The following is a 26,564-nucleotide window of genomic DNA, read 5'->3' as shown; positions in this document are numbered from 1 at the left end:
ACGTCAGGCCAGTTGTTTCTTAACCTCCGTCAAATCTGCTTTAAACTGTTTGAGTATCTGCTGGTCATCCTCCAAAGAGGTTGAGCCAGGACAGCAATATCAATACGATTTCCACATAAGTCCGACCAACACAAGTTTACATCCGCCGATAATAGGCAAAACAAGCAGTCTTAGCCCGCTTGCCGATCCCAATCAGCTGATTACCCAATTTTTTTGCAAGGACGCCAAATGCCTCCAGTACCGCTAACCCGGCATTTCCGTCTGATTCCAGAAGCCTATCAGAAAGAAGATCTACCTTTAGGCGAACTGTGGCTGGGATCTTCACACGGTGAAAATCAGACGTGGAAGACGCTCTTTACGGAGTACCGGGTGGTCATCCTCGCCGAGGCTGGAGCAGGTAAAACCTACGAGCTACAGTGGGCCGCAAACCTACTGCGAAACCAAGGCCAGGCGGCATTTTTCATCCGAATCGAAGACATAAGCGACCGCTTCGAGACAGCTTTCGAGATAGGCAGCGCAGAAGCATTCTCGGCCTGGCTATCAGGTACGGATGAAGCCTGGTTCTTTCTGGACTCCGTGGATGAGCTTCGCCTGACAGAAGCGAGAGCCTTTGAGCAGGCATTGCGATATTTCGCTGATCAGGTGGGGCCAGCCAGCCAACGCACCCATGTGTATGTCTCAAGCCGGCCCTATGCCTGGCGGCCGCAACGTGACCGTGCCCTTTTGGAGGAGTTACTCCCCTTTGCGCCGCAGACGACGTCGCTCGAAACTGATGGCATCGATGATCCCGCAGAAGACACCGAAGTTGCGGCTGAGCACTACACTACCCAAACAGCCGATGCCCCCCTATCCGCCCTGCGCCTTTATCAGTTAACCCCGCTGAGCATTAACGACATTAAGATTTTTGCCCAGCATAGTGGCGTCTCGGACGCGACTGTGTTTCTCGAAGAGCTGGAGCGCGGTCACCTGCTCACACTCGCGGGGCTTCCTTTTGATTTACGCGATTTGATCGGCACATGGAACGCTGAACATGCTCTTGCGAACAGGCTAACGATCCTGCAACAGAGTATCGCCCGACAGCTTGATCAAGCCGCCCGGGATTTGCCGACTCTCACTCGGTCTCGCCTCGAAGAGGGTGCCGAACTCTTGGCCATCGGGGTTGTATTGACAGGCATTTCGAGCCTGCGGGTACAAGAAACTGGCTCCGAGGCAGCTATCAGACCGGACACCTTACTCCAGGGATGGTCCTATGCGGAGCTCAATGCCCTTTTGACATGCGGAATTTTTGGCGAGCCCGTCTATGGCGAGGTTCGGTTCCGCCATCGAGAAATAAGGGAATTGCTGGCAGCGCGCTGGATTAGCAAACATCTGGGAGTCGAGGCGAATCGCAGCGAAATTGAGTCATGGATATTTCGTCGGCAGTATGAGCAGACGGTACTGAGTGTACGCATGCGTCCCCTGCTGCCTTGGTTGATTCTGCTCGACGAGAGCATTCGAAACAGGGTCACCCGTGACTACCCTGATGTTGTGCTTGAAGGAGGGGATGCTACAGTACTGCCTTTTGCAGCTCGAGCAGAGACATTGACGCGAGTGATTGAACAGATCACTGATGAAAATTCAGCGATTCGGGGACTGGACAATGACGCCATCATACGAATCGCAGGCCTAGATCTTGAAGCCCTGACCCTCGAGCTGATTGGCAAGCACGCGAAGCATGACGACGCGATTTTCATCCTGGGTCGTTTAGCCTGGCAGGGCAAGATGCTCCGATGCGTGGAGCCGCTGGCGAACATCGCTGTCGAGTCCGGCCGCGGCCTGTATGCTCGGATCGTGTCGGTGAGAGCGGTTGCAGCACTGAGTGATACTCAACGCTTCCTTCAGCTGTGGCAAGACATCTTGGCATGCGAAGTATCGGTTCCGCGAGGCGTCTTCTCGGAACTGGTTTCGTATGCACCCAGCAAACAGGAGTCGAGCGAGCTCATCCTGCAGACCCTTACTAGATCAGGAAAGCATGACGGATATGACGCAAGCGGACTCACTTCCAGCTTGGCCGATTTCGTTAAACGGCTGACCTTGAGCGGTAAGTCAAACGCAATTGAGCTACTCCATGGGTTTGCCGAGGGCTTGCTTGGACTTCTGAAAAAGACGCCGCATATAGAACGGGGTGACTGCGCTGTTTCGAAAGAGTATCAGTGGCTGATGCCCACCGCCTTGCTCTGCGTCGAACACTTGATTGCTGTGCGCGCTCCGGCCGCTTTGTCCTCGACATCATTGGCCCTCCTCTCGGCGGTACCTGCCCTTCTCCACTGGCACGGAGCCGAGCTTCAAGAAGCGCGGAAGACGTTCGACATGCTAGTACCCCAATGGACCGAATTGAATGACGCGTTGTTTTGGTGGACTGTCGCCGAATGCCGGAAACAGACGAAGAGGTCTGGCCAACCGCTCAGGGATGATTGGCCGGTGACCTGGCCAGGGCATTTCTGGTCGTTCGATGAAGCCAGTTTTCCCAGAACATTGGCGTGGGTAAATCAGCGAGCTCAGGAAGATGACCGTTACGTAGCCCTTGCCCGCGCTTATCGGACCTATAGGGAAAATAGCCAGCCGAAGTGCTGGTTGGATCAGTTGCTTGTCGCTACGCACGACCATACTGGGCTAAAGGCCACCCTTCAGGCGTGGCTCAACCCTCCACCAGCCCCGGCAACCTTGAACCTCCAAGCACAAGAGCGTAAGCACCAGCAGCTCTACGCACGGCGTAAAAAAAAGCGGAGTAAGGACTGGGACGCCTTCATCGCTCGAGTGAAGGATAATCCGCAGATTGTACGTCACCCACCGGGTCTCAAAGCGAACGAATTGAGCCAAATCCAGTATCACTTGATGGAACATATCCGAGCAGGCAATGGCATATATAAGCGATCTGAGGGAGCTAACTGGAGTGCACTGATCCCAGAGTTCGGCGACGAGGTAGCCGGGGCTTACCGCGATGCAGCGATTGCGTTCTGGCGTGCTTACCAACCAGATACTCGTTCAGAAGGCGCCGCGCCGAATAGCATCCCCGTGGCGGTGATGTTTGGCCTGGCCGGCCTTGAAATTGAATTTGAAAGCGAGAGCGCCATTGCTCACTTGACTAACGCGGAAGCGGAAGCTGCACTGCGATACGCACTTTGGGAGATCAATGGTTTTCCGCAATGGTTTGAACCGTTATGCCGGCTGTATCCCCTTGCGGTGACGAACGTCTTGCACCCGGAAATTCAATGGGAGCTGCAGAGTAGCCTGCCCGAGCAAAACTCCTACTATGTGTTACACAACTTGGTGTACTACGCTTCAGGGATGCATGGTGCTTTAGCTCCGGCAATCTATGAGTGGATATCGAAGCATCAGGTCGTGAACCATGACTGCTTGAACTACTGCCGACTGATCATGACCGCCGGGGACATATCAGCTACGCAGATAGCAGGATTGGCGGCAGCTAAGGTTAGCGACCCTTCTACCCCCCCTCAACTACTGCCGGTCTGGCACGCCGTCCGAGTGCACGCCGACCCCTATCTGGCGTTACCACCTCTTAAGCATTTATTCCGCTCGCTTTCCGCGACAAAGGCTGAGCGCTTCGGCGAAGTCTTCAGTGTAGCGCTGCTGGGCGGAAGACGTGAGACGGTCAAAGGTAACGGCAGATTCCAGACACCGAGTATCCTGAAGGAGTTGTATTTGCTGGTGCATCGCGTGGTCCGCGCCAGAGATGACCTCAATCGGGCTAACACCGGTGTTTACTCCCCAACGCTGCGTGATGATGCACAGGATGCCAGGGAGCGCCTGTTCGGCCTGCTTAGCGAATTACCTAAAGAGGCAACTTACCGAACCATTCTCGAGATTGCCGTTGCGCACCCTGATCCCCGTTTTCGTGCTTATATGCGCGCTTCTGCTCTGCAGCGCGCTACGGTAGATGGGGATCTAGTATTGTGGAGTGAAGATGAGGTCGCCAATGTTGCGCGTCGTCTGACAGTGATTAACGCCGTCGACACTTCGCCGGAGCCCCCCCGTGCAGTACTTTGAGCGGCCAAGCCAGCCTCCCGCGATTCTGAAGTCACCGCTAACTCAAGCATCGCGCAAATCGATGCTGGAATACTGGCTGATAGAGCCCGGACGACGATCGCAAACCAGTGTCCCCATCATTAACGTCAATGAAGACGAACACCTCCTGCGTGAAGCGTTGGCAAACCTGAATAGGCAGCGATGCGCGTTTTGTGAGGCCAGCGATTGGCTAGAAGTGCATCGCTTCCGGCCCGCAGGTAATGCCTTGCCCATGTCTCGGTCCAGTGACGCCCACCTTTTCTACCTCTGGCTAGCGGATGCCTGGCAAAACCTTTTCCCCATCTGCCCCGGCTGTGTACCGATTGAGCCCCAATTTGCGGTGCGAGGACGTCGTTGCCCGCTACCGGCCCGTGAACAGGTTGAGGCCTATGTGAACAGCGGAGATGGTCTCTGGCAGTTTGACATGCCTAGCGAAAAAGCCATGCTCCTCGATCCCACGGAAGTACGCCAGTTCGCCGGCCACCTCATTCCGGCCTTGGATGGTGGTTTACTGCCCGGCTCGACACGGGGTGCGTACACCATTGCCCATTTCGACCTGAATCGGGGGGAACGACGTCACCAGCGCTATATCACCTACCAGCAGCGCCTGGAGGAGCTTCGCAGCTGCACCACACCCTCAGACCTGTCCAGGATCGATCGACTAGTAGACTTTGCAACTCTTGAGTTTGGCGGGACGTGGTACCTGCTGCTCCGACGGCTACTCAACCATCTTCCTGTCAATGGAATCGTGCGTAACCCGACGCCCAAGCAGGTTGGCCCCGCGCTTCATCGATGGGCGAAAGCCACGGACGCGGCGGCGCTCTTGGCGCAAGCACACCATATGCTGCAACGCGAAGATGCGAGGCTGCACGCAAGCGACAAACAGGCGATGGCGCCAGAGCCGGTCGTCGAATCGATCACCGCCATCCACATCCGCAATTTCAAAGCAATCGAGCAGCTTGATCTTAAGCTCAAGGAGGCACCGGCGCGGTCGCTCGCGCGCAGTGAGCCTCTGGCCCCTGCCTTGGTGATTCTGGGAGAAAATGCCACCGGCAAGAGCTCCATACTTGAAGCTGTCGCGTTGACTCTGGTCCCTGCAGCAGTTCGGAACGCACTCAACATATCGCTGGCTGAGCTGGTCATGGATCCTGCCCAGCTCGGCGTGGACGGTGGTGATCAGGCTACTCGTGCACAGATTCGTATCGAGCTATCCAATCAACACTGGGTTGAGCTGACCATCGACCAGCAAGCCCACGGCCACTCCAGCAACTTAGATAACCAGCAAGTCCCTGTGTTTGCCTATGGCGCGTTTCGTAGATTCACCCGAGCCAGCCAGCGAACAAGCCCGCATGCCCATGTCCGCAATCTGTTCGACGGCAACGTGCTGTCAAATCCTGAGCCTTGGCTAAGTCAGCTTAGACAAGATCGATTCGACATGGTGATTCGTACCCTACGCGAAGTGCTCGCAATAGATGGCGATTTCGATGTAATCCAACGCGCTCAGGAGAGCGATATCTTGTACATGGTGACGGCCATCAGCGAACCGGACGGCGCGCTCCGCTTCAATCGTACCCCGCTGCACGCTGTGTCTTCCGGGTATCGCTCTATGCTGGCAATGATCTGTGACATCCTCAAAGGGCTCATGAACCCAACTATTCACCCCGGTTTCGAGAGCTTTCAATCGACCCGAGGGGTCGTCCTGATCGACGAAATCGAGGCGCACCTGCACCCACGCTGGAAGGTCCAAGTCATGTCTCGTTTACGCGCAGCCCTGCCAAGCATGACATTTATCGTCACCACCCATGACCCATTGTGCCTGCGAGGTATGGAGCAAGGAGAAGTGGTGGTACTGCAACGCATCGCTAGCGCTGACAGCCAGGCGCAGCGTCAGATGCCGATCACCATTGAAAGCATGGCCGACCTGCCCCCGGTGGCCGATCTGAGGCTTGAGCAACTGCTCACCTCTGACTTCTTCCAGATGCTATCTACCGATGATGCGCATGCTGACCGTCGCTTGGCGAGAATCGCCGATCTGATGGCTGCACACGCTAATGGTGAGTTGAGCGCGGAGGATGAGCGAGTCTTGCAGGACTTTAATGAAGATATCACTAACGCCCTTCCAGTTGGCTCGAGCGAAGTCCATCAAATTGTCCAACTGGCCGTGGGTGAATACCTGGCAAAACGCCGTGCCGCCAGTAGCGAGCGGTTGCGTAATTTGCGACGGGCAGCCAAGGATCAAATTCTGTCTGCCCTAGAGAGGCTTTGAATATGCGTCGCGTTGACCGATTTTCAGTGCCTCCCCCCTCCTCGCTACTAGCGGGTGGCGCTGGACCTCTGGAGTTAGATGATGCCCGCAGCCACCGCGCCACTGCGCTGGTCCCAGGCACAAAGAAGAAGGAATTTAAGTACAAGGCTTACAAAGGCGCCGATGTGCGACAGGCCTTGGAGAAACTGTTCCACGGCAAGTGTGCATACTGCGAGACGTACTATGCGGCCTCTGCCCCAGTAGATATCGAGCATTACCGGCCCAAAGGTGCGGTGGCGGATGATGTCGCGCATGGTGGTTATTGGTGGATTGCCATGCAGTGGGAAAATCTGCTGCCGTCGTGCATTGACTGCAACCGCAAACGGGGTCAGGTTCTGGCTGATGCATCGAATAGCCTTGTAGTGCTGGCGGGCACGGCCGCGATAAGGACCCGACAAGCAGGCAAGAAGGATAGCTTTCCGCTCGCGGACACGGGCGTGCGCGCCACGGCAGAGACCACTAACTTTTCCAGAGAATTGCCGCTACTCATCAATCCTTGCGAAGATGATCCTGCCACGTATTTAGCGCATAGCATCGATCCACAGCTGCCCACGGGTTTGATCGTGGCCGTAGGCAATGCGCAACAGCAAGCGCGCGCCAATTCGTCTATTTACGTATATGGGCTGAACCGCCTGAAGCTGTTCCAAGATCGCAACCGCGTGTTGCGGAAATTACAATTCCTCGGTGATTTGGTCACTGAATTGGCTGAGTCGATCACCGCACTGGAGGAACCCGCCACACAGCGCATATTGGAGGGTACGCCTGCGGCAGGTGTCACCACACGTCTTCGCCTTCTCCAAGATCGCTTGCTCACCGAATTGAAGGCTGCCACCGCGCCGGAAGCTCCTTATGCGTCGATGGCCCGCGCCTGGCTCGCACAGTTCACGGATGAGCTCCTCTTGTAAATCTTTCAAAACAACCTTTGTCAACTACCAAACCAGATCGTAGTGCCACTTCTAGTTTGTCGACAAATACATAGGACGATTACCACAACTAGCGAGCGATTTTTCCACTGTTGCACAGCAGCAGGTTTAACCGCCGAGGTTAGTTTCAGGCAGAAGCAATTGTTTCCGAGGCGAGCCACGCACGCCCCTCAACTATCAACATTTGTGCGGATTTCTAAGAGCGAGTAACCGGTTGTTGGCGCCGGCGCCGAATTGACCCAGTTGCCGAGATATCACTGACCCGGGCAGGCTCCTCGATAACCACTACTTTTACTGGATTTGTGTTGACTTGAGGGTGGGTTAATCCCACGTCAGCAGGTCGGTCAATTCAGCGTTGGCGTTAACACGCCCGGCTAAAAAAGCTTCCATGACCCCGCCGCTCTTTGATTTTGATCTCAAACGCGTGTCCCGCCAGCACTACATCACAGGGAAGGCCGCCATCAATTTTCCGCATCCGGGGAGCACCACTGGGGGTGGCACTAACTGTCTTACTTTGACCGAGAGACTGGGGTGGCGAAGGTGTCATTGGCGGGCATCCACTATCCTGCTACCACCAGTTTTTTTGGCGACGTAGGCATCATCGACGTCACTGGTCACCTTGTACAGCGCGGCTGGTCTGTAGAAGGTCGACAGCTGTACATGGCGGATCATTATCGAGCCACCGTCGACATGGTTGTGAAGTGGGCACTGAGCGAGTCCGAGCACTGTAATATTGAGATCGCAGAATGGTTTCCCACTTCAGAGGATAGGGTAAAGCTCCTCGATATTTTGAATTTAGGAATGCCAAAGCTTTTCGAGTTGGGCAGGCTACAAAAACTGGAAGCTTGGCTCAGCTCGCAGTAATTTCAAGGACGCTTTTTGGATAACCGCTCAGTCGCAGATTATCAACTTATGCGCACTTTCATTCAAAGCGGATTGTATGACCTCCCTCTGGCCAATGGGATTTCCGACGTACGCGAGGAGTGTCATACAGGCAAGCTTGGCCGAGCACGGAGATAGGTGACCTACCTAGTTTTGGGCACGCTCCAAGACCTGCAACAGCTCGACAAACTGCCCAGTCAGCTTGTGTCGGCGGTCGAGGTAAACGAGGGGTTGGCACCGTTCGTGAGACTCTCGCATCTTGACCGAACTACTCAGGTAGGTGGGGAGTACCGGAAGCCCCTCAGCGATCAACTCCTCCACCATTACCTTATGCCTGCAGTGTTCGAATATTGATTGATAACAATCCCTTCAACGACCAGTGATTCATTATGGTCAGCTTTAAGCTCTTCAACCTGGGCTAATACCTGATACAAGGCATGGCGCGCAAAGGTATCGCAGTCAAACGGGATCAGAACTGAATCCGCCGCAATCAGAGCGCTGAACGTATAAAAATTCAACGCTGGGGGAGTATCGATGTAGATGCGGTCATAGTCTTGTGCGAGCTCTTCCAGTAGCCGGCGCAGCTTGTTGATTTTAAATTTAGCTTCGAGCTTTGGCTGTAGATCGGCTAGCTCGAGGGTGACCGTGGTGAACTGTGCTTGCTGCCCGCTTGCTCCATTGTCCGACCGCGTTACCCCTATTTCACTGAGCAGCAGGGGAACGCCAAATTGCTGACCGGGCCAGTTCAGGCTGTTTGTCGTCGCGTTACTGGACCAGCTGTCGTATTGCCTCAACGTAGTGGTCAAGCCCTCCCCAACTTGATAGATATTGACGCTATTGAAGTACCAGAGGTTGTTATAACCGATGATATCGCCGATGCCGGCCCAGGCGGCTGAGAAAGTCGCGCCATCGCCGCCAGTGGTGCCCTCCGGCAGATTAGTGTTGGTCGACACACCATTGAGGAAAGCCTGAAACCAGTAGCTCAACGGCGGATTACCCGACGATGGATTGCCCTGGTCGGCGTTCGAGATGGGGCTGGTCAGTAACACGTAGCGATATTTCGCGGTACTGATCTGCAGTTGCAGGTTAACGATCCACCAAATCACCCTGGCCAGACGTGATCCCGGAGCAACCGCCCCACTGCTTCCCTGACCGACAAACGTATTGATATCGATCTCGTTGCCAACGGAGAAACTATGGACGGCCGGATGGATATTGCCGCTGACCACCACGCTACTGACAAATTGCTTCAGTGCGCTCTGTATGTCGGACGGCGCGCTGTCGAAGCTGTACGAGGCGTCAGGGTCGTTACCGTTCCAGGCATAAGTGTCGTCAGACAGGAAATAATTGGATATGGGCACCACAACCTTGACGCCATTTTGATGCGCATAGTCCAGAAAGTTGACATGCGCGGTGCCATACGTTCCGTTCCAACCGCGTGTTGCGCCCCAGTCATAGAGGCGAACCAAGTTAAAGCCGAAGCTGCCGATCACTCCGATATCGTTTCGGTAGGCGTTGCTGCTTGAGTCCTGCCCGGTATTCCAAAGCGCCTGGAAACTGTCGTTAAAGAAGTTGGAGTCAGAGAACTGCGCTTGTGCCCCGGAGTTGGAATAGGGGGAGACCATGTCGTCCATGTCGGGCTGTATACCACTCCAAATACGGTGTCCGAAGTTGCCATTTTCGATCCTTCCTCTCATGGGTGAAAAGCGGCTTCGCCTGAACTGCGCGCTACTCAGGCAGGGTAGATCTGATTTTGAATATCTAGAATCCCGGTGAGCTTATCGGCGCCATCAACGTAGCTATAGACCAGCACATCGAGTACCCACTGCCCTGGCGCCGCGGCCGTAATACCCATTTGCTCGGCGCTGCTTGTCATGGCGCAAGCCAGTGCTCCTACAAGACCAGAGGCCTTCCAGTCTGTGTCGACGTTGAACTGAACGGTCGGCACCAATATCAAAGGATTACGGAAGGAAAGACTGCCCGGCATTGTCGGATCGGTCTTTCCATCCACCGATTGCCAGTAAGCGGCGCCGATGCGCATTTGGCGCATCGTCCCCGGTAAGGCCTGGGTCTGGGATGCCACCAGCGTCTCGAAAAAATTGCTGAGTGCGCAAGTCAAGTCTGGCCCCGTCATGAGCACAGGTTCGGTATGACTGAGCAGCGGAGTGATCCGTGTCGGAAACTTCACAACCGGTGTCTTGTAGATGAACAGTGGGTTTATCTGGGCGCCGGCAATCAAGTTGGCGTTGCGCGAGATCGACGTTCCGCCGCTGGCGTTCTGCAGCAACAGCAGATTGAGCCGGTAGAAGTCGTAATCGAGTTCCAACTGGTCTGAGACCAGAGCCTGCTCTTTTTCCAGCGCAAACGCCAAGCGGGTCCCTGCCTGAGAGGCATTCAGCCAGGCCCCCTGCCCTTCAACCCCATTGCCGGGAGGCACATACTTCAGGCCCGGCCACAGTATCTGGCGGTATACCTTGATCACCGCTGATGCCTGCGTACCCGACAACGTCAGTCTGTAGGTTTGCGGTGCAGTAAAGACTTGAGGATTGTTTTGCCCATCTATTATTTTTTGCGTGCCCGCCGGATCGACGACCAGCCAGTCGGTGTTACCGCTCCCGACGACCGCAGGCTTGACCGTCTGCTCGCCACTGAGCTTGAAGCCATACCCATCGAACTCGGTCGCCAGCGCGGCCGGAACAACCCCATTGTTTAGATCGACCTTATAGCTTGCATCGGTCACGAAAAGGAAATCGTCAGGGTCTACCGAAAAATCCGTCATCTGCCCGATGCGATCCAGCGTGACACCGCTGATATGGGCCGGCACCCCGCGGACCAACGTCGACATCAGATAACTGAAAGTCTTTTCAGGCAGGCCTGCGAACAGCTTCATGGCATGCACGCCGCTCCACGCATTCTGGAGCCTGCCCGCGAGGTCTGCGAGCGCGGCTACCGCATTGGCAGCGGCCGGGCTCGCGGTATCGGCCAAAGTATCTGGCAGTTGCGCAAGGTCAGCCGATATCGCGGGCCAGACCGCCGAGAAAGCCGCCAACACCTCAATGACACTCTCGTACTTAGGCTCGTTCGCATAGTCCAGGGCATCCGCGCTGTCATCGCTGGTCTGGTTGAAACGAACCTCCAGCGTCATTTGATCTTGAGCCGCGTACTGCCGCTTCGTGGTGAAGCCGTAGTCCCACTGGGCCAGCACTTTAGCCGGCTCCGGCGTATCGGTTGCGTTGCTCGCAGACTGATCCGAGATGATCGCGGGGCCCGGGTAACCGCGTAAGGGGACCGGGACCTGGATCTGGCCGACATATCCATCAGTGTCGGCGCCGTTGACGATGGGAACGATGAAGTTAAGCCAGGACGAGCTCTTGTACCCCTGGATACCATCCACCGAATGAAGATCGAACTCCAGCTGGCTGACCTGATAGTCGAGATTGAGCACGACCGACTTCTGAATGGCCGGGTCCTTGACCCCGAACAGGGTGGTAATTCGTGATCCGTTGGTGGAAAGCGCACCCTTTGCAGTGGCAATGCTCATTTGTGGGACGTTCTGAATGCCACGAGCAGGCGCCGAGCTGTTCAACGTGTAGCTGCCAGGCAGTGTTCCTGCATCAATATCCGCCAGGTTGTCCGAGAACTGATCTTGACCACCGAAATGGGTGGCGATCGCTTCCAGCGTATCTGTAGCGCTCGGCGTGAACGCATTGCCGTCGACGGTGACCGTACTGCCCACGGCGAAGAAGCCCGTGCGCTCTGAGCTGGCGTTGACCACATTCGCTATCTCGACGTTCATCCATGCCGCCACGTCCGTGATCGTGGCGAGCGAGGCCGGCACCACATAGGACGTCACGTTGATCGCCGTGGAACCCAGGAACAGCGACTCATCGGTGGCGGCCAGCGTCAACCCGATAGGTAGATCCCCGGGCTGCTTGACCTTGAAGAACTCGGCAATCGTGCTGAGCGTATCGGCGCCCGTGGTCGTGTAGGTATCAGGGACACCGGCATAGCTCACAGTCAGCCCCGGGCGAATGATGTTCGGGACATAAAAAATGGTCTCCACGAGGAAGCTCTGGGAAACCTGGGCCCGGGCCGCCAGCGGTGCGAACGGTTGGTTCGGATCGGTGACCGCAGCCGTATCATCCGGCGTACGGATGACCCCGGCCACCAGGTTGCCGGAGAGCTGTGGCGCCGTGGTTGGGTCATTGCCAGCCCCGCTGCCCTGAACATCGAGATCGATTTGGACCAACGTCTGCACTGAGTATGCGGAGCTCAAGGTCGTCAGCAACTGTTGCTTGAGCGTGGCCTGAGCCTCATCAAGCCCCATGTTGTCGGTCCCGAGAATCGGCGCAACGATCCCGGACATGCCGGTCGCGATCCCACCTTTAGCGGCAATCACGTCGGCAATATTGGCGGCGACCTTACTGTCCGAGGAGCCCGGCACGGCATATGACGGCGACAGCAACAGGTCGATAGCGGCCAGGAACTGCTGGTTCCATTGGTCTGGATCCGAAGCGCGGAAAGCCTGCTGCTTACCGCTCCAGACCAAGCCCTTGTCGCTGGAATAGGTTGGGACTTCGACGGTGTTGTTCCAGGCCACGGTCGAGAGAGGCGTTACGCCGAAGTAGCGGACCCCGGATTTGTTGACCTCGTAGGTGATGCCCACGCCGGACTCTGATAAGTTGACCACCCACAGCGTCTTTCCACCTGTCGATGACGCCGGGTTGGCAGTGGCTGCCAGCTTCAACGAGGGTTTCTTGATCTGCGTGGTACCCTGGGTCTGTGTCGATGCGGGGCCGGTTGCGATTTTCAGCCCTGGGAAAGCCGTCTCGAAATCACTCGCGAACTGTTGGAGCGATCCTTGGTCGACAGCCGTCAAGCCGGAAAATGGCTGGGCCGGTATATCGGTCCGCGCTGAAACGACATGAGGCGCTCCTGCGAAGGCCGGAGCCAGCAGGGACGGATCACGGCTCATCGTCAGGGTCACGCCAAGACTTAAGATTGCCTTGGTTTTAGCCGGGGTAACCGCCGCCATCACAGAACCGGTCAGCGGCGGCGCCAGCAGCGTACGGGCGCTGACCGCAACACCGGACGCCGCCGCGGCAACATCGGCCACACTGATCTGTGTGAGGTTCTGCGCCAATCGGTCGGCGTTGATACGCGCCGTCAGCAAGCCAAAGGTGTCGTTGGCATACGTCCGGTATTGGGTGCCATCAATGGTAATCGTCATGTTGGCGGGCAGAAAACCTGGCAACGAAGCACAAGCCGAAGCAAGGCTGCCGTCATCCAGGCTGTAGCGGGACGCCACGTCATGGAGGGTATCGCCGCTGAGCGAGGTCATCGCCGGAGCGACAATGGCGGCCTCTGCCGCGATGATCCCGGCGACCCCGGTTATCTGGGCCATGAAGTCGCTGACGCTGAGACCGAATGCCAGCGCCAGCGTGTTGATCGTCGATGTCACGGTCGGCGTTATCGTCCGACCATTGAGGTTGATCGCCACCGAAGCGAACAGGCCCGGTACGTCACCATTATATTGAGTGAGCCCATCCAGGCTCCACCCCAGATATTTGGCGATAATGTCCGAAAGCGTCTCGGCACCCGTTGCGCCATAGACGCTGGCGCTAATACCGGTGTTATTCGCCAGGTACGGAATGGCAAGCAGGGCCGAGTCGAGGAATGGCACCGAGCGGTTCTGATCAAGTACCGAGCCCACGTCGCTGGCATGCGCACCGGCGATATCCGCCAGCGTCTCGCCCTCTGCAATAGAAACCGGCACCGTCTCAATGAACAGAGCGGTATTGACCTCCCAAATACCGGGCACCTCAGCATTGCCTGCAAGGAACTGGGCTTCAGGCGTGCCCGTTGCGCCGGGCGGAGCGCCGAAATCGTTGGCCAGTGACGTCAAGGTGTCGTTCGAGTTTGCCAGCACGCTTGAGATTGTGAGCTCCGTACCCACTGGCCAGATGTCATCCAGGAACTCATTGGCCCCGGCGACTTCAAGTACTGTGACGACAGCCTCCTGATCACCGCTGTTCTTGCGCACTTGCTCGGTGAAGCTGTCCGCAGCGTCTTCCAGCGTCACGCTGGCCGTTGTCTGGTAGCTGTACTGCCCCGTTGTGTCGGAATAGGTCAGCGTCAGGTTTGCGCTGAGCGGCGCCGTCGAGTTCGGCGTCACCAGCCCCGGAACACTGCCAGGGCCATCAACCACCAGTGTGCCGACCTGAAGCCCGATCGCGCTGAGGGACAGCCCAGCCGAGCCAACCGTGGCAGAGCGTACGGCTGTGTGAACCATTACATCCTGGGCCACTTTTACTGCGGCGTTGTTGTCTGCCAGCGTGGCCAGGTCGATGGCGCCGTCCAGGCGAGTGACGATGGCTTGAGGCGTATCGCCTGACAGCACCAGATAATTGCTCGGAACAGCGAGTCGAGTGCCCTGCCCCCACAGCAGATCGGCCCGGGCAGCAGCGTTGTATTGCCCCAGATTGGCGGCTGTCACCGCATAGCCTGTGGAGCTCTGCGACAACGTAAGGTTTAACAACGACCCAATGTCCTTGTAGCCATTGGCCCCCAGCGTCACCGGATCAACGACCAGGCCCTGCGCGCCGGTCAAGAAGACATAGGCGGAGTTCGCCAGGCCGAGGAGACGAACGCGAGCCGTTTCGCCAACGTTTTGCGCATCAGCGACAGTGCCTAGCGTCGTGCTCAGCCAACCGGTCACATCGGGCTGTTGCAGTTGGTAAGAAACGGTTTGATAGGTTGCCAGGGCACCGCTGGCGCGTATGGCTGCTGCTGTTGACAGCTCGGCACTTGGCGCGCCCCCCAGCATCTGCAGTGCAGAGTTGTCCGGCAGGAACTGAGTCGGCGAAATCGAAACGGTGACCGACAGATTGTTGCCCCCCGATGCCGGAGAAGAGAAACGATAAGCCGTCGTCGCCGAGGGCCACGCCCCGACTGAAACCATCGAATCGGTGTAGCCCAGCAGCTGATCGATGGGGCTTAGAATCGAGCCGTTGGTGCGGTTGCCGAGTACATCCTGGAACGCAAGTGCGACCTCGGACATTGCATTGGGGCTGATGCCTGCATAGGGGTTCAACGCGGGAGGCGGCAACGGAGCGCTGTCGATCGCATGGTTGACCTTCGCAAAGGCAAGCACCGACATAACCTGCTGGTAATCCCAGGGGGCATCATCGTTCTCAGTCGTGGGGCCGGCGGGCAGCCCCTCATTGCTGGCCTTGAGGGCAGCCGTTTCTGTGATCTGGAAGCCGAGCAGGTTGAAGAGCGTGTTCAGCGCTTGCTGATCGGTTTCCTCTGCTGGATCGGCCGGCTGTGGGTTCTCCCGGGTGACGTCGAAACCGATGTGCCCTTGCGGCAAGGTCGCGGTGAGGTTGAGTGTACCGCCTCCTACAATGATGGATTGGCCATCCGCCAGGATCTGCGCGTCCTGGTTTGTATCGGCAATCAGTGACAGATCGATCGCCTGGGCAGACGCGATGCTGCCAAAGGTGTCACCGGCCTGAATGATGTAGTCAGCCTTAGTTGGGATCGTGAGTGTCGCCCCGACCAAGAGCAGGTTAACCGTGTTGAGATTGAGAGCGGCCAGCGCCTCCGGATCGAGGAAGTCATATTCCTGCGAGATGGATGCCAGCGTATCGCCGGGCGCGACGACCTGGACCGGGTTACCGGAGAACTGAAGATCATTGCCCGGTTGGAGCCAGCCAGTCACCTGGGCTTTCTCGGCTGCAATCGCGGCTACCGTCACGCCGGCGCGCTGCGCCAGGCAGAGGAAACTGTCAGTGGCCAGCGCTGCGACCTGGCCGGACGCTCCCGTTACGGTGGTGCCCGGCACCATGGTTCCGACAACGGTCTGGTTCAGCTCAGCCAGCGAGACGGCATCAAGACTGACATAAGAGGCATAGAGCTGCGCCACACTGGCAAGCGTGTCTGAGCTCGTGACCTCATGGGTCAGCGCCTCGAAAAAGATGTTGTGAGTACCGCCATCTACGTTGTCACCGATCAGCGCCACGTTGTTGAAGGAGTACGCTACCGGGCTACCCGCCACCTGATTGTCGGCCACAACAATGATCTCAATGGTCGCCTGGGTTCCGCCGGTGAAAAGGGTTTGGGGCAGCCCCAGTGTTCCGTCGGTCGTCACATAGCGCAAATAGTAACCACCGGATTTGACCACACTGCATTCCCACAGCAATTGCAGGAAGTTGAGCGAATTGGCGGGTTCGAGATCGGCCAGCGGCGTTTCCAGAAGGCCGGTGTTGATCATGCGAATCGGCGTTTTGCGCAGCGTAAGTTGTGGTGAGCCATGGCTTTCTGTACTGAGGTTCGTCTTCAGGATGAAGCTGTCGGTGCGGCTCAGCGTGTCAGAGACCAGAACGCCGGTCGTGCTGGACGAGCTCTGATCCGGATAAGCGATATAGAGGGTCGCGGTCTCGCTGTTGGTGGTAAGAAATTCCCACAGTGCCAACAGCCGCTGCATCCCCGCCTGATCCGCTCCGGCGACCATATAGGTGCCATCGGGCGCGTCAGGGATCGTCTGGATATCGATGCTGATCGAGGTCGCGTAGCACGCGTTTTCGAGGACAACGCTCTCGATGCTGCCATCGGACACCGTGGTGCCGGATTTTGGCTGGTACAGCAGCGTGCCGGTCGGACTGGCGGCAAGCGCCGATATCATGGCATCGGGCAGCGTCCACATCGACGGCTGCACCACTTTCTGGCCACTCGGGACGATGGCCGCCGGAACTTGCGGGGTCACCCAGCGATTGATCGTGCCCACCGACTGGCAATCGGCCGTGTAGCTAAACTGCGGCAATGCAATGGCTTGGGAGACGCTAGGCTGGAAAGTAAGCGTCTTGAAGCTATTGATCTGGTCGACTTCTGGCTGGACCAGCGGCATGACGGCAGCGCTGGGGTCAACGGACACCCACGACGCACCCGAGCTGCCAATGTTGATGTCGTATCCAATGGCAACCGCGCCCAGCGGGTACTCCTGACCGATAAGGGCATAGAGCGGGTATGCCACCGTTGCCGATGGCGCTGGCTGCCCAGCGAACTGCGGGGCCGGGGCTCTCAGGCCGCTCATCATGAAACGGCTGGTCATGTTCAGCGCATCGGTGAACATCCCCATGGACGCCAGGTTATTGGTGAGCACCGACAAGCGCATGCCAGGGATAGCAACAACAGACATGGTCAGCACCTTCGACGTGGCATCGACCATAAAGAGGCCTGTGACCAAGGCGATGCGATCCGTCAGCTGTTCGAGGGAAAGGTCGTAGGCCGCGCCAATGCCGCCCAGGGTGTCGGCGGCCGCGATCGAATGGCCCACATTCGGTGCTGTCAGCGACGCCCGGGCGGCCAGAAGTGATGCCATCCCTGAGGCCGTGCTGTCTGCGATCAACTTCGCAGAGACTTTATACTGGCGCTGGATGTTCCCGAAGCTGCTGGCATACGGGACGTTGATGATCTGGCCGACAGCCAGCGGGGCCGTTGCGACCAGGGTGCCATTCCACTGTTGCAAACTCTGGATCGCCGCCGCCTGGGTTCGGTCATCGGCCGCGAAGAACGCTGCGGCGATAGAGGTCAGTGTATCGCCCGTCGTGGCCGCATAGGGCAGGATGAAACTGCTGCTGGTTGGAACCGAGACGGCTGGCAAGTTGACGGTTTGGCCGATATCCAGGCTGATTGCGGCGTTGTTGCTGAGCAGTTGGGAGAGCGTGAGGCCTGGATACGCCGCGGCCACCTTGGCGAAGGTGTCTTCATTGTGAACCGTGTAGATCGTGTTATTCGTGGTGGTCTGCGGGATCGAGAGCGTCTGACCGCCCGTAAAGGTCAGGTTCGGATTGGCTGTGGTCAGTGTCGTAGGATCGAAATCAGCCACACGGTCGTACCAGTAACCGATGATTGAGTTGTAGGTGTCCCCTGCCCGGGTCACCGTGGTCAGATCACCGAGCACAATTGACTGGCCCGGGTTTATCACGGTCAGGCTCTCGGCGTTTGTCGTCACCAATTGCTCGGCGGTGACGCCAAACTGGGCCGCCAACGAGGTGATGCTGTCGGTTGATTTGGCCGTAAAGATGATGTCACCGAGAGCAAGCGTAACCGCGGTATTGAGGACGTTCTGTGCGGCCTGATTACCGGCGGCGACCATATAAGGAGTCACCTGCAGAGGTATCAACAACTCCGTACCGGCCGGCAGCGGATTAAAGTCGACACCTGGGTTGGCTGCTTTGAGCGTGCCCGGATCGATGCCGAAATCTGCGGCGACCGATGCCCCGCTTTCACCGGCAATGACAGTGTGCAGGATGCGCATCGCCGGGATCGTGAGCGCAGTCCCCGCCGGTAGGTTGTCGAAGTCCACGCTGGGATTGGCGGCCTGAAGATCGGCCTGAGAGACGCCGAAACATGCACTGAGCCCGGCCAGGGTATCGCCGCTCTGGCTGGTGTACGTGACCGTAGTCGTGGGGATGAAAATCGTCTGGCCGACAGTCGGGTCAACGCTCTGGTAGTGCGGATTGATCGCCCTGAGATCCGCTTCGCTCACGCCGAATAAGTGGGCAATCGAGGCAAGCGTATCGCCGGTACGTACCGTGTAGTTATTGGTAAAGTTGTTGGCGATCGAGGTCAGCGAGGCGGCTGCGGTCTGGGTTTCGTCAAGTTGCAGGTCGAGATCGGCCAGCAGACTCTTGGCCTGTTGCATCAGCCCCTTGGTCAGCATCTGAAAGTAGTAGCGGAATATGAGGGTTGCCATGGATTGCGGCGTGTCCATCAACTCCTCGGCCTGCAGGGTTGGGCCCGTATTACGGGCGGCGAATTGGGCGGCTAGGTCGGCAAAGTACTGTTGGATCGTCTGTTCGTAATCGCCTTCCGGCACGCGGTCAGACAAGAAGTTTATAGAGAAATCAGGCGTAGACATCGTCAGTTCGGGAATCATGGCCATCAAGGCCATGGGGATCTCTGCGCCGGGATCCGTTGTCGGCCGAGCCGCGACCGCAAACTGGATGTTGTTGCTGGTGAACAACGTCTCCAATGCGCTGTAGGTGAAGATCGTGGACGCCACATCGCTCAAGGACAACGCGTCAAGAATTTCGTCGATCACCGCAGCTGAAAGCGTCTCCTGAGCGTGACCGATAGCATCGGTGATCCAGTCGGTGACAAATGTCAGGAACTGGTTGGTACCAGAGGCGGGATCCGTCGACGTCTCCATGCCCAGCAGCAGGGCAAGTACCGGGTTCATGCTGGTACCAGGAAAGGTCGGGGCACCCGGGAAACTGAAGTCGCTGGGCAACGCCTGGGAGATCAAGGGAATCGTCGTCAGGTTGACCGTAGTCGTCGCTGTCAGGTTGAGTGCGGACCGGCGCAGCAGCACGCCACGCTTTTGCAGGCTGCGAGCGGGTCGGCTGCGCAGCTTCGCGTAGGGCCGCTGGCGCAGCACCGGGGGCTGGGTCCGGTAAGAACCCCGCAGGATGCTCTGAGGGTTTGAATTCGAGGCAATGAGCCAGGGGGGGGTGGAGTCTGAGCCTATGGTGAAGCTCTCGGTGATGGTGGCCGAGAAGGAGAAACGGATGCGGATGAAGACGATTTTGATCGAGACACTGACGCGCACCCCTGCACTGATCTCAAGCAGGATGGCCTTGTAGCTCTGCATGTCCAGAGAAACAGAAGCATAGACTGTGAGATTGACGCTGGCCTGGATGATTCCGAAGTCGACGGTCGCGTAGACAATACCGACAACCGCCACGGTCCCGCGCAGATGCAGGTAACGTTCCGGCGACAGGTTGGCCGAAGTGGGATTGAACCAGGCAAGTACCCCCTGAACCTGTCCACCGACAGTAATGCTGATACCTCCAGACAGGATGCCCAGTGAGATGGTTTTTCCGACGCCAACCTGGAGTGCCAGACCGAACTCGAGAACAGGAGAGAAATTGCCGTTAGAGATAACGGGGACGTTGGTCGAGGTCGTCCCGTTGAGAACCGCAAAGTAAAAGCCGCCATAGCCAATGAACGGGAAAACCTGGACCGAGCCGGATCTGGAAAAGTCAGTAAGACTTGGCGGAAAGCCGACGTCCACACGGAAGTTGCCGTTGGTATAGATGTCCAGCGTGATGATAGGCAAGGTGATCGACACTTCGCCCAACTCGATGTGTCGCATGGCATCGGGCAGTGTCAACTCGATATGGTAGACGCCGATGGTGTCGCTGATCTTGCGGTACAGAATTTCGAAGCGAAGGCCCGCCAAAGAGCCTGCCCGGCTGCCGGAAAGCTGGATCAGCAGGCCGTAGAGATTGGGGTCGTTGAAGACGACGCTGAGCTGCACCGTGGACATCGCGGTGAAACGGGTTCCGATCAGCCAGTTAGAGCCCGCGTCGTAGGAAAGCCCTGGTAATTGTGTGGCCGGATTTTGCTGGGGGTTGCCCGTTGGAACCAGCGCTTTTTCAAGTGCCTTGATGACACCATCCATCGTCGCCGGTGGTGTCTCTCGCAGGGCCATGCGCTGACCCAGGCCAAGGTATTCAAGATCGAAGCTTTGGGTGCCGGAGCCTGGCACAACGGGCGGTGTCTGGTTCAGCGGATCCCAACTGAGTGGCGCGGCGCCGTTCTGGCCGTAATCCTGCCCCAGGAAATTCCCGCTGAGCTGGAGGTCGAACTTCGATTTGCCATACTGCTTGCTGTACTTCAGGACAAATTTAGTGAGTTTCATGAAGCCCAGATCGACGCTCAGATCCATGTCGACTTCAATGTTCTTGGTCTGGAGATAGACTTTGACTGTCAGGTTCGGTAAGCCAATTTTTTCCAGTACGTCCCAAGGCGAAGAGAGCGAGATGTTCCGACCCGGGTCGGCGAACTCCAACAGGAAACTGAACAGATCGCCGACGGTGCTGTTGTTCAGACTAACCGCCACATAGGTATTGGCGGCTACCTGGTTGTCTTTGTGATAGGTGACCGACAGGCTCTTGTAACTGAAGATGATGTCGCTGGTGGTCGGATCAAAGAGGTAGGCCACGCCCAGGATCATGCCATTGATGTCGACGATGCCTCGAACATAACCGGAATACTGGGCCGGAGCAGTGGAACTCACGCGGCTGGATCGCAGCATGAATTCAGCCGCGATCGATATCGGCAAAATGTCCAGTTTCCACATGACCTGGACGTTGACCATGTAGGTATTGTTGCTGGTGTCGAGTTGGCACTGAAGGTAGTTGATGGTGATGTCCGGTACGGCGTCAGCGATCCAGGGCAGGAGTTGACGCGCGACATCGGCGATCTTCATCGGTGTGCTCGGCGACATCGTACCGGTTAATACCCACCCCGCTGAACCGGAGCTGTTATAAGCCGTCGCGTAAAACTCAGAGCCTAGAAACACAAATGAAGTCGAGAGCTGAGCCGTTGTGGTCGCTGCCGATTTATTGATAGTCAGGCCAAGACTGTCGATCTCGATAAGTGTAATTCCGCTACCGAGATTGATTGACCAGTCACCTTGGCTAAAGAGTGCTTGGCCAGTAAAGGAATAGTATCCGTTGTTGACATCTACGGTGGCGCTCAGCGTGTCGAACACACAACCGCTTTGCGGGATGCCCGTTATACCGACAACGGAAAGCAGGTCAGAAACGTCGATAGCGTTGTTGTTGTAGAACCGACCGATCAGTGAGGGAACAGAGACACCTGCGTAGAAGCTGAGGGTCTGGCTACCGAAGAAATGAAAATTGCCCCCGACACTGATACTCAAGCTCAACACATTGGTGAGCACCATAGAGAACGAGAACTCGATGCTATCCAGGTTCGCCGCATTAAGGGGCAGTAGCGAGACAGAGGTGTCCTCAACCACTTTTGTAGTCATCACGGACGATGTGGCGCCGCCATAGGCCAGCGACAACGCTATACGGGTAACGTTGAGTGCACTTCCAAGGGGAAAACGGGGTGGGACATAAGCGGCAAGCTGCGTGCCGACGAACAGCGCAGCGAGGCTCGAAAGGTCCGGGATATTAAGCTTCCAGCCATCCGCGGTGCTGAAAACCGGGCCGGTCCCCTCATTGACAGGCAATACGCTCGACATCGGGACAGCACTGACCGCCAATTGTCCGGCGGGGATCTCACCGACCAGTTGACCCGCACCACCGGAAGACGAACTCGTCAGCGAGATTTGGGCCTTGAAGGTGAGCAACCCGGCCTGTGGAGCGGTGATAGCTAGCTTATTTGAGAGCGAGAAAACAGGGCATGTGGTGCTAGGGTTAGCCCAGCTTGTGATTGCGCCGGTCACCGGTGAAATGGAACCGCTCCAGAGCTTGGCATAGGTCTTGGGAGGAACCGGCACGCCTGAAAAGGTCAGCGTACTGCCCGATGCTGCTGACGCCGCAGTCAGGCTGGCCCCCGTGAAATCATATTGACCTGGAACGTCGTTGGCGATCTTGGCAAACGCGATACCCAGCACCTGCCCGTCACCCAAAGTGACCGCGAGAGATAGTTCGGCCACTCCATTGCTATCGACACTGAACACGGCGGTGGCAGCCGGCTTCGTGAAGCCCATGAAGGTGCCGGTCAACGTGCCAACAAGTGTGATGACCGTGCCCGGCGGCGTTGCGCTTATGAGCGCCATTTCGAGGCTGGCGCTTGGAAACAGCGTGGCATCACTGAGCAGCGCTGTCAGAGGTGCCGATCCCAGTTGATTGTCGGCCGGCAGGGCCAGGCTCGTGTTCGAAGCGTTCAGATAGTCATTCGTGTGGAGGCTGGTCCAAAGATCCTGGATGTTCATTTCTTGGCTCCCTGCCTTCTGATCTCGTGTTGCGGCGCAATCAGCACCGTACTTCCGTATGCAGTGGCCTTGAGGCGGCTGACAGCATTGTTACCTGTACCCGTGTTACCGCCCGCGCCGTTTTTCAGATACGAGGCGTACCAGCCCAGGGCGCCGCTGGTTTGGGCGTCCGGATTGCCGAACATCAGCATGTTGATCTGCCCGTTCGGCGGGAAACTGAGGCTCAAGAACTTCAACGCGATGTCTTTGAGCTGAAGAATGTAAGTCGGTGGCTGAACCAGGAACGAAACATCACCGAACGCCAGCTTGAGCACGCCTTGCAGCGAAATCGCGCGATCACCTGCGCTGACGCCTGGCATGCTGAGGCCTACATAGTTGGTTACACCGTTCAGATTGGGCGCCCATCCCAACATCAGCGATGCGGTAAAGCCCGCCTGCGCAGCGAGCGCGCCAAGAGACCCGAGATCGAGTTCGAATTCCAGGCCGAACCATGGCGCTGTGAGCATGCTTCCCTGAATCGGAGAATCAACAGCCATGAAGCCCATCGAGTCCGGCGTTGTCTTCCCTGTACCCTGCACCAAACCCGTTAGCTTCATTGGGAAGTGGGCAGCCAGGCTGAGCGCTCGGACCTGGCTGGCGCCCTGGTCGAGCAAAATCTTTGTGGCATCAAACACAAACGTCCGATAAGTGGGCGATGCTTGATCGAAGGTCATGTCGATCGACAACGCCGAATAGGCAAGGCCGCTCCCTATTCCGCCGATATCGATGACAGCTTGCTCGGGACCATAGGAGAAAAGATCGAACCCGGTCTGCGGCAGGAACGACACCGAACCGCTCAGTTGAAAAAGCGAATTAACCGTGGTGTCGCCTGGATCGTCTTCACCGCTGGTCACCGTGATGAAGGACGCGGTCTGAATGTTGACCATGTAGAGCGTACTGCTCGACATGCTGTAGGACGTGGGGCCATTACTGGTAAAGGAGTAGGCCCCTACCCCTCCGCTCTTCTGATAAGTGCCGTAGAGGAACAGATTATTGTCGGACGCGTTCTCTTGCGTTGATTGTTCGCAGAACAGTTCATTAATCATCAGTTCGATCGAACTGGAAAACGAAATGATTTCTGAATTGGCGATCCCGACCTTCAGTGACAGCACCTTGTAGTCATATGGCTGAGTGCTGGTCAAAGGTTCAAGCGAGTTATAGTCGATAAGGCCGAACGCCGAGCTCGCTGTCGTCACGTACTCAGCGGCACCGGTGACGACCGGGGTGACGGTGATGCCTAAATGGTGGGCCTGGAACTTCGACGCGTCGATGCCGGCGGCAAGTCCCTCCAACTGCGGCGGCAGTCCGGAAAGGGGGACTTCTCCATTCAACACAAGTATGCCGTTCCAGTTGGAGCTCAGCATCACCGTGTTAACGAAGTAACTGAGGTGGGTATCGCCTGCTTTCAGCCGGCTTGTCGCGTCATCGAAAATGTCGGAGATGATCTTTTGAGTCGCAGCCGTCGAAGTATTGAAGGCGTCGCCCTCAGTCCATTGAGCGGTGTCTGCAACGATCTGTACCAACTGCTTATTGCAGAATTTAAAAATGACGATTGAGTTGTGATCCGCCCAGCGCCATGGGGACAAGTCAAACTCCCAATCAGCGACGAAGAGACTGAAGTCGCCGGTATAAGAACGGATTGTCTGGGCCCAGGTATCGTACTGAGTTGTCGTCAGGACACTCTGCAGCGAAATGTTCAGCGCGGCTTCATCTGGCCACATGCCAGAACCGGGGCTAACGCCAACAACCAAGGGGGCGATCGCCGTGGTTACACTCGCATCCGTGATGACGTTTTTCAGGGTCAGATAGCGTTCCTGCGTCAGTACATATGGGAAGCTGCCACAGGCCGCAAAGCGATCTCCAGAGGACATGATGAGCGCCAACTGGTTTGTTTGTAGCGCGTCCTTCAATGGGCCATCGACAGCGCTGAGAACGACTGTGTCGCTGCGATACATCGGCACGACTGAAGGAGAGTTACCCAGGGTCAGGTGAGCCCAGCCCAATTCGTTTCCGGCCTGGTTGAACTCAAGCAGCAGGCCTTGGGGGTTGTGCCGAACGGCGGTGAGGGTAGCGTTGCGGCAGATGCGGTGAGACGGCTCGCGCTGAGATTGACCGCCTGCTGGATCAGCGCCTTGCGCTTGGGGGCCCAGGCCTGCATTTCGAACTGCGAGATGTCATCGGTGGTCAGGCCGACGCCGACCGTCACACCGGCGTAAGGCAATAACGGATAGCCATCCAGCCCCTCTCCAAGCGCATTGGAGCGCAACGCTGAAGGTGGGAGTACTCCGAGCTCCACCGGCAGATAGTTCAAGAACGGAGAGGTCGTGTCCCCCGGCCCATTGTGCAAAACCGAGCTGTCGGGCTGCGCGAAGTAGGTCGAGCCGTCGTTTACGGACAAGTATGCCCATGAAGTCTGGCCTGAACCGGTGAGCGGCCCAAACACGCGCTTCGTTTCACTGGGGCCGGTGCCGGTGGCGGCTTTGAGCGTCGCTGCAAATGCCGGTTGATCCGGAACGAAATTCAACGTCGCTGCCGCGTTGACATCCAGGTACTCCACCGCAGACAAGCCACACATCAGCGTGGCGCTGAGGTTTGGTGCAGAACCAGGCAGCGACACCTGTTTGGTCACAGGCAGCGATAAAGTGAAATCCCCGCTGGGTGTCATGGCAACGACCTTATTGCCTGACAAGACGACAGGATTGCCGTTGCTGTCGACCGCCAGCAGGCGATCAGTAAATACCAGCGAGGCACTGGCGGCCGGTGCAAGACTGACAGTTTCGCCAACGGCCGTGCGATAGGTTGAAGCTAGCGGCGACTGATTGGCGCTAAACCCCGCGAAACTGCGTAGATGGTCGAGCGGAGTCAATGGGTCGAGCGTCATGTCCAGCAAGATGCCGGAGGTGCCGAAATTCAGAAACCTGTGGCTGGCGCTCTGGGTGTAACCGCCACCAACCGGCGCTGTGTAGGAGCGCAGGCCCACATCCAACTGTTCGGCAGCGGCATCGCTGACGGACACCAAAAACTGAAAACAACCCGCGGTGGCACTTGGGCCGAGCACATTAATGGCGCCGCCGCTCAACCAAGGCAGTTGATAGGGCTGGCGTGAGCCGAACGGGGTCACCGACCAGCTATTGCCGCTTCCGGAGATGGACAAGCTCAATCCATCTTCGGAAACGGCAATAATGGAACCACTGTCCATATTGATGGAGAGATTGGCACCCTGGATCAGAGCCGACCGGCTCATTACAGCTTGCGCGCCGGAGCGAGCCGCATAGACAACCATGGCACTTAGCCCGACCGCGGGATTTTCAATGTTTTGAAACCACGCGGCGAACGCGCCGGCTCTGGCACTGTTGGCAAAATAGACCTGAGCGGCTGAAACAAAGCTGTCGATTTGAGCCGGCTTCAACCCAGGGACCACGATGAACCAGCCCGGCGAGGAAAGTGCATCGGACAGGCTCAGCGTTTGGGGCCCCGTCACACTCGCTGGCAGCAGGTACGCCATCCACACGCTATCACCAGGCGATAAGGCATCAGGCACATATAAACTAGTCTGCGACGGATATTGGCGAAGGGCTGACATTTTCCGGCC

The 26,564-nt window shown here is 57.3% G+C and carries 6 protein-coding genes and 2 pseudogenes; 4 read left to right on the top strand and 4 right to left on the bottom strand.

Translation table 11 applies throughout. The features are described from left to right. The first annotated feature begins 228 nt into the window (after positions 1 to 228). The 4 genes and pseudogenes from RHM68_RS13060 to RHM68_RS13045 all read left to right on the top strand — a co-directional run bounded on the left by RHM68_RS13060 (position 229) and on the right by RHM68_RS13045 (position 8,157). Positions 229 to 4,047, top strand: a complete 3,819-nt coding sequence (locus RHM68_RS13060; protein ID WP_322223611.1) for a hypothetical protein — start codon at positions 229 to 231, stop codon at positions 4,045 to 4,047. Continuing rightward, on the top strand, positions 4,034 to 6,331 hold the full coding sequence (locus RHM68_RS13055; RefSeq protein ID WP_322223609.1) for an AAA family ATPase: 2,298 nt from the start codon (positions 4,034 to 4,036) through the stop codon (positions 6,329 to 6,331). The genes RHM68_RS13060 and RHM68_RS13055 overlap by 14 nt, the downstream gene beginning before the upstream one ends. Before the next feature lie 2 nt (positions 6,332 to 6,333). Continuing rightward, the gene (locus tag RHM68_RS13050; protein WP_322223607.1) at positions 6,334 to 7,275 is read left to right on the top strand and encodes an HNH endonuclease; all 942 of its coding nucleotides are present in this window, start codon (positions 6,334 to 6,336) and stop codon (positions 7,273 to 7,275) included. Positions 7,276 to 7,681: 406 nt separating this feature from the next. Then, positions 7,682 to 8,157 (top strand): annotated as a pseudogene (locus tag RHM68_RS13045) (hypothetical protein). Between the two features lie 165 nt (positions 8,158 to 8,322). Here the strand turns inward: RHM68_RS13045 and RHM68_RS13040 are convergent. The 4 genes and pseudogenes from RHM68_RS13040 to RHM68_RS13025 all read right to left on the bottom strand — a co-directional run. Next, positions 8,323 to 8,822, bottom strand: a pseudogene (locus RHM68_RS13040) (ParA family protein); the annotation flags it as partial. 1,085 nt (positions 8,823 to 9,907) lie between these two features. Then, a complete protein-coding gene (locus RHM68_RS13035) occupies positions 9,908 to 22,933 on the bottom strand; it encodes a LysM peptidoglycan-binding domain-containing protein (protein ID WP_322223605.1) in 13,026 nt (4,341 codons plus the stop codon). After that, the gene (locus RHM68_RS13030) at positions 22,930 to 24,975 is read right to left on the bottom strand and encodes a hypothetical protein (RefSeq protein WP_322223602.1); all 2,046 of its coding nucleotides are present in this window, start codon (positions 24,973 to 24,975) and stop codon (positions 22,930 to 22,932) included. Before RHM68_RS13030 ends, RHM68_RS13035 begins: the two co-directional genes overlap by 4 nt. Then, a complete protein-coding gene (locus RHM68_RS13025) occupies positions 24,957 to 26,477 on the bottom strand; it encodes a hypothetical protein (RefSeq protein ID WP_322223600.1) in 1,521 nt (506 codons plus the stop codon). Before RHM68_RS13025 ends, RHM68_RS13030 begins: the two co-directional genes overlap by 19 nt. Positions 26,478 to 26,564 lie beyond the last annotated feature (87 nt).

The sequence above is a fragment of the Pseudomonas sp. DC1.2 genome (assembly GCF_034351645.1).
Lineage (GTDB): Bacteria > Pseudomonadota > Gammaproteobacteria > Pseudomonadales > Pseudomonadaceae > Aquipseudomonas.
Note: the sequence above shows the minus strand (reverse complement) of the source record. Positions and strands in the feature narration are given on the sequence as shown.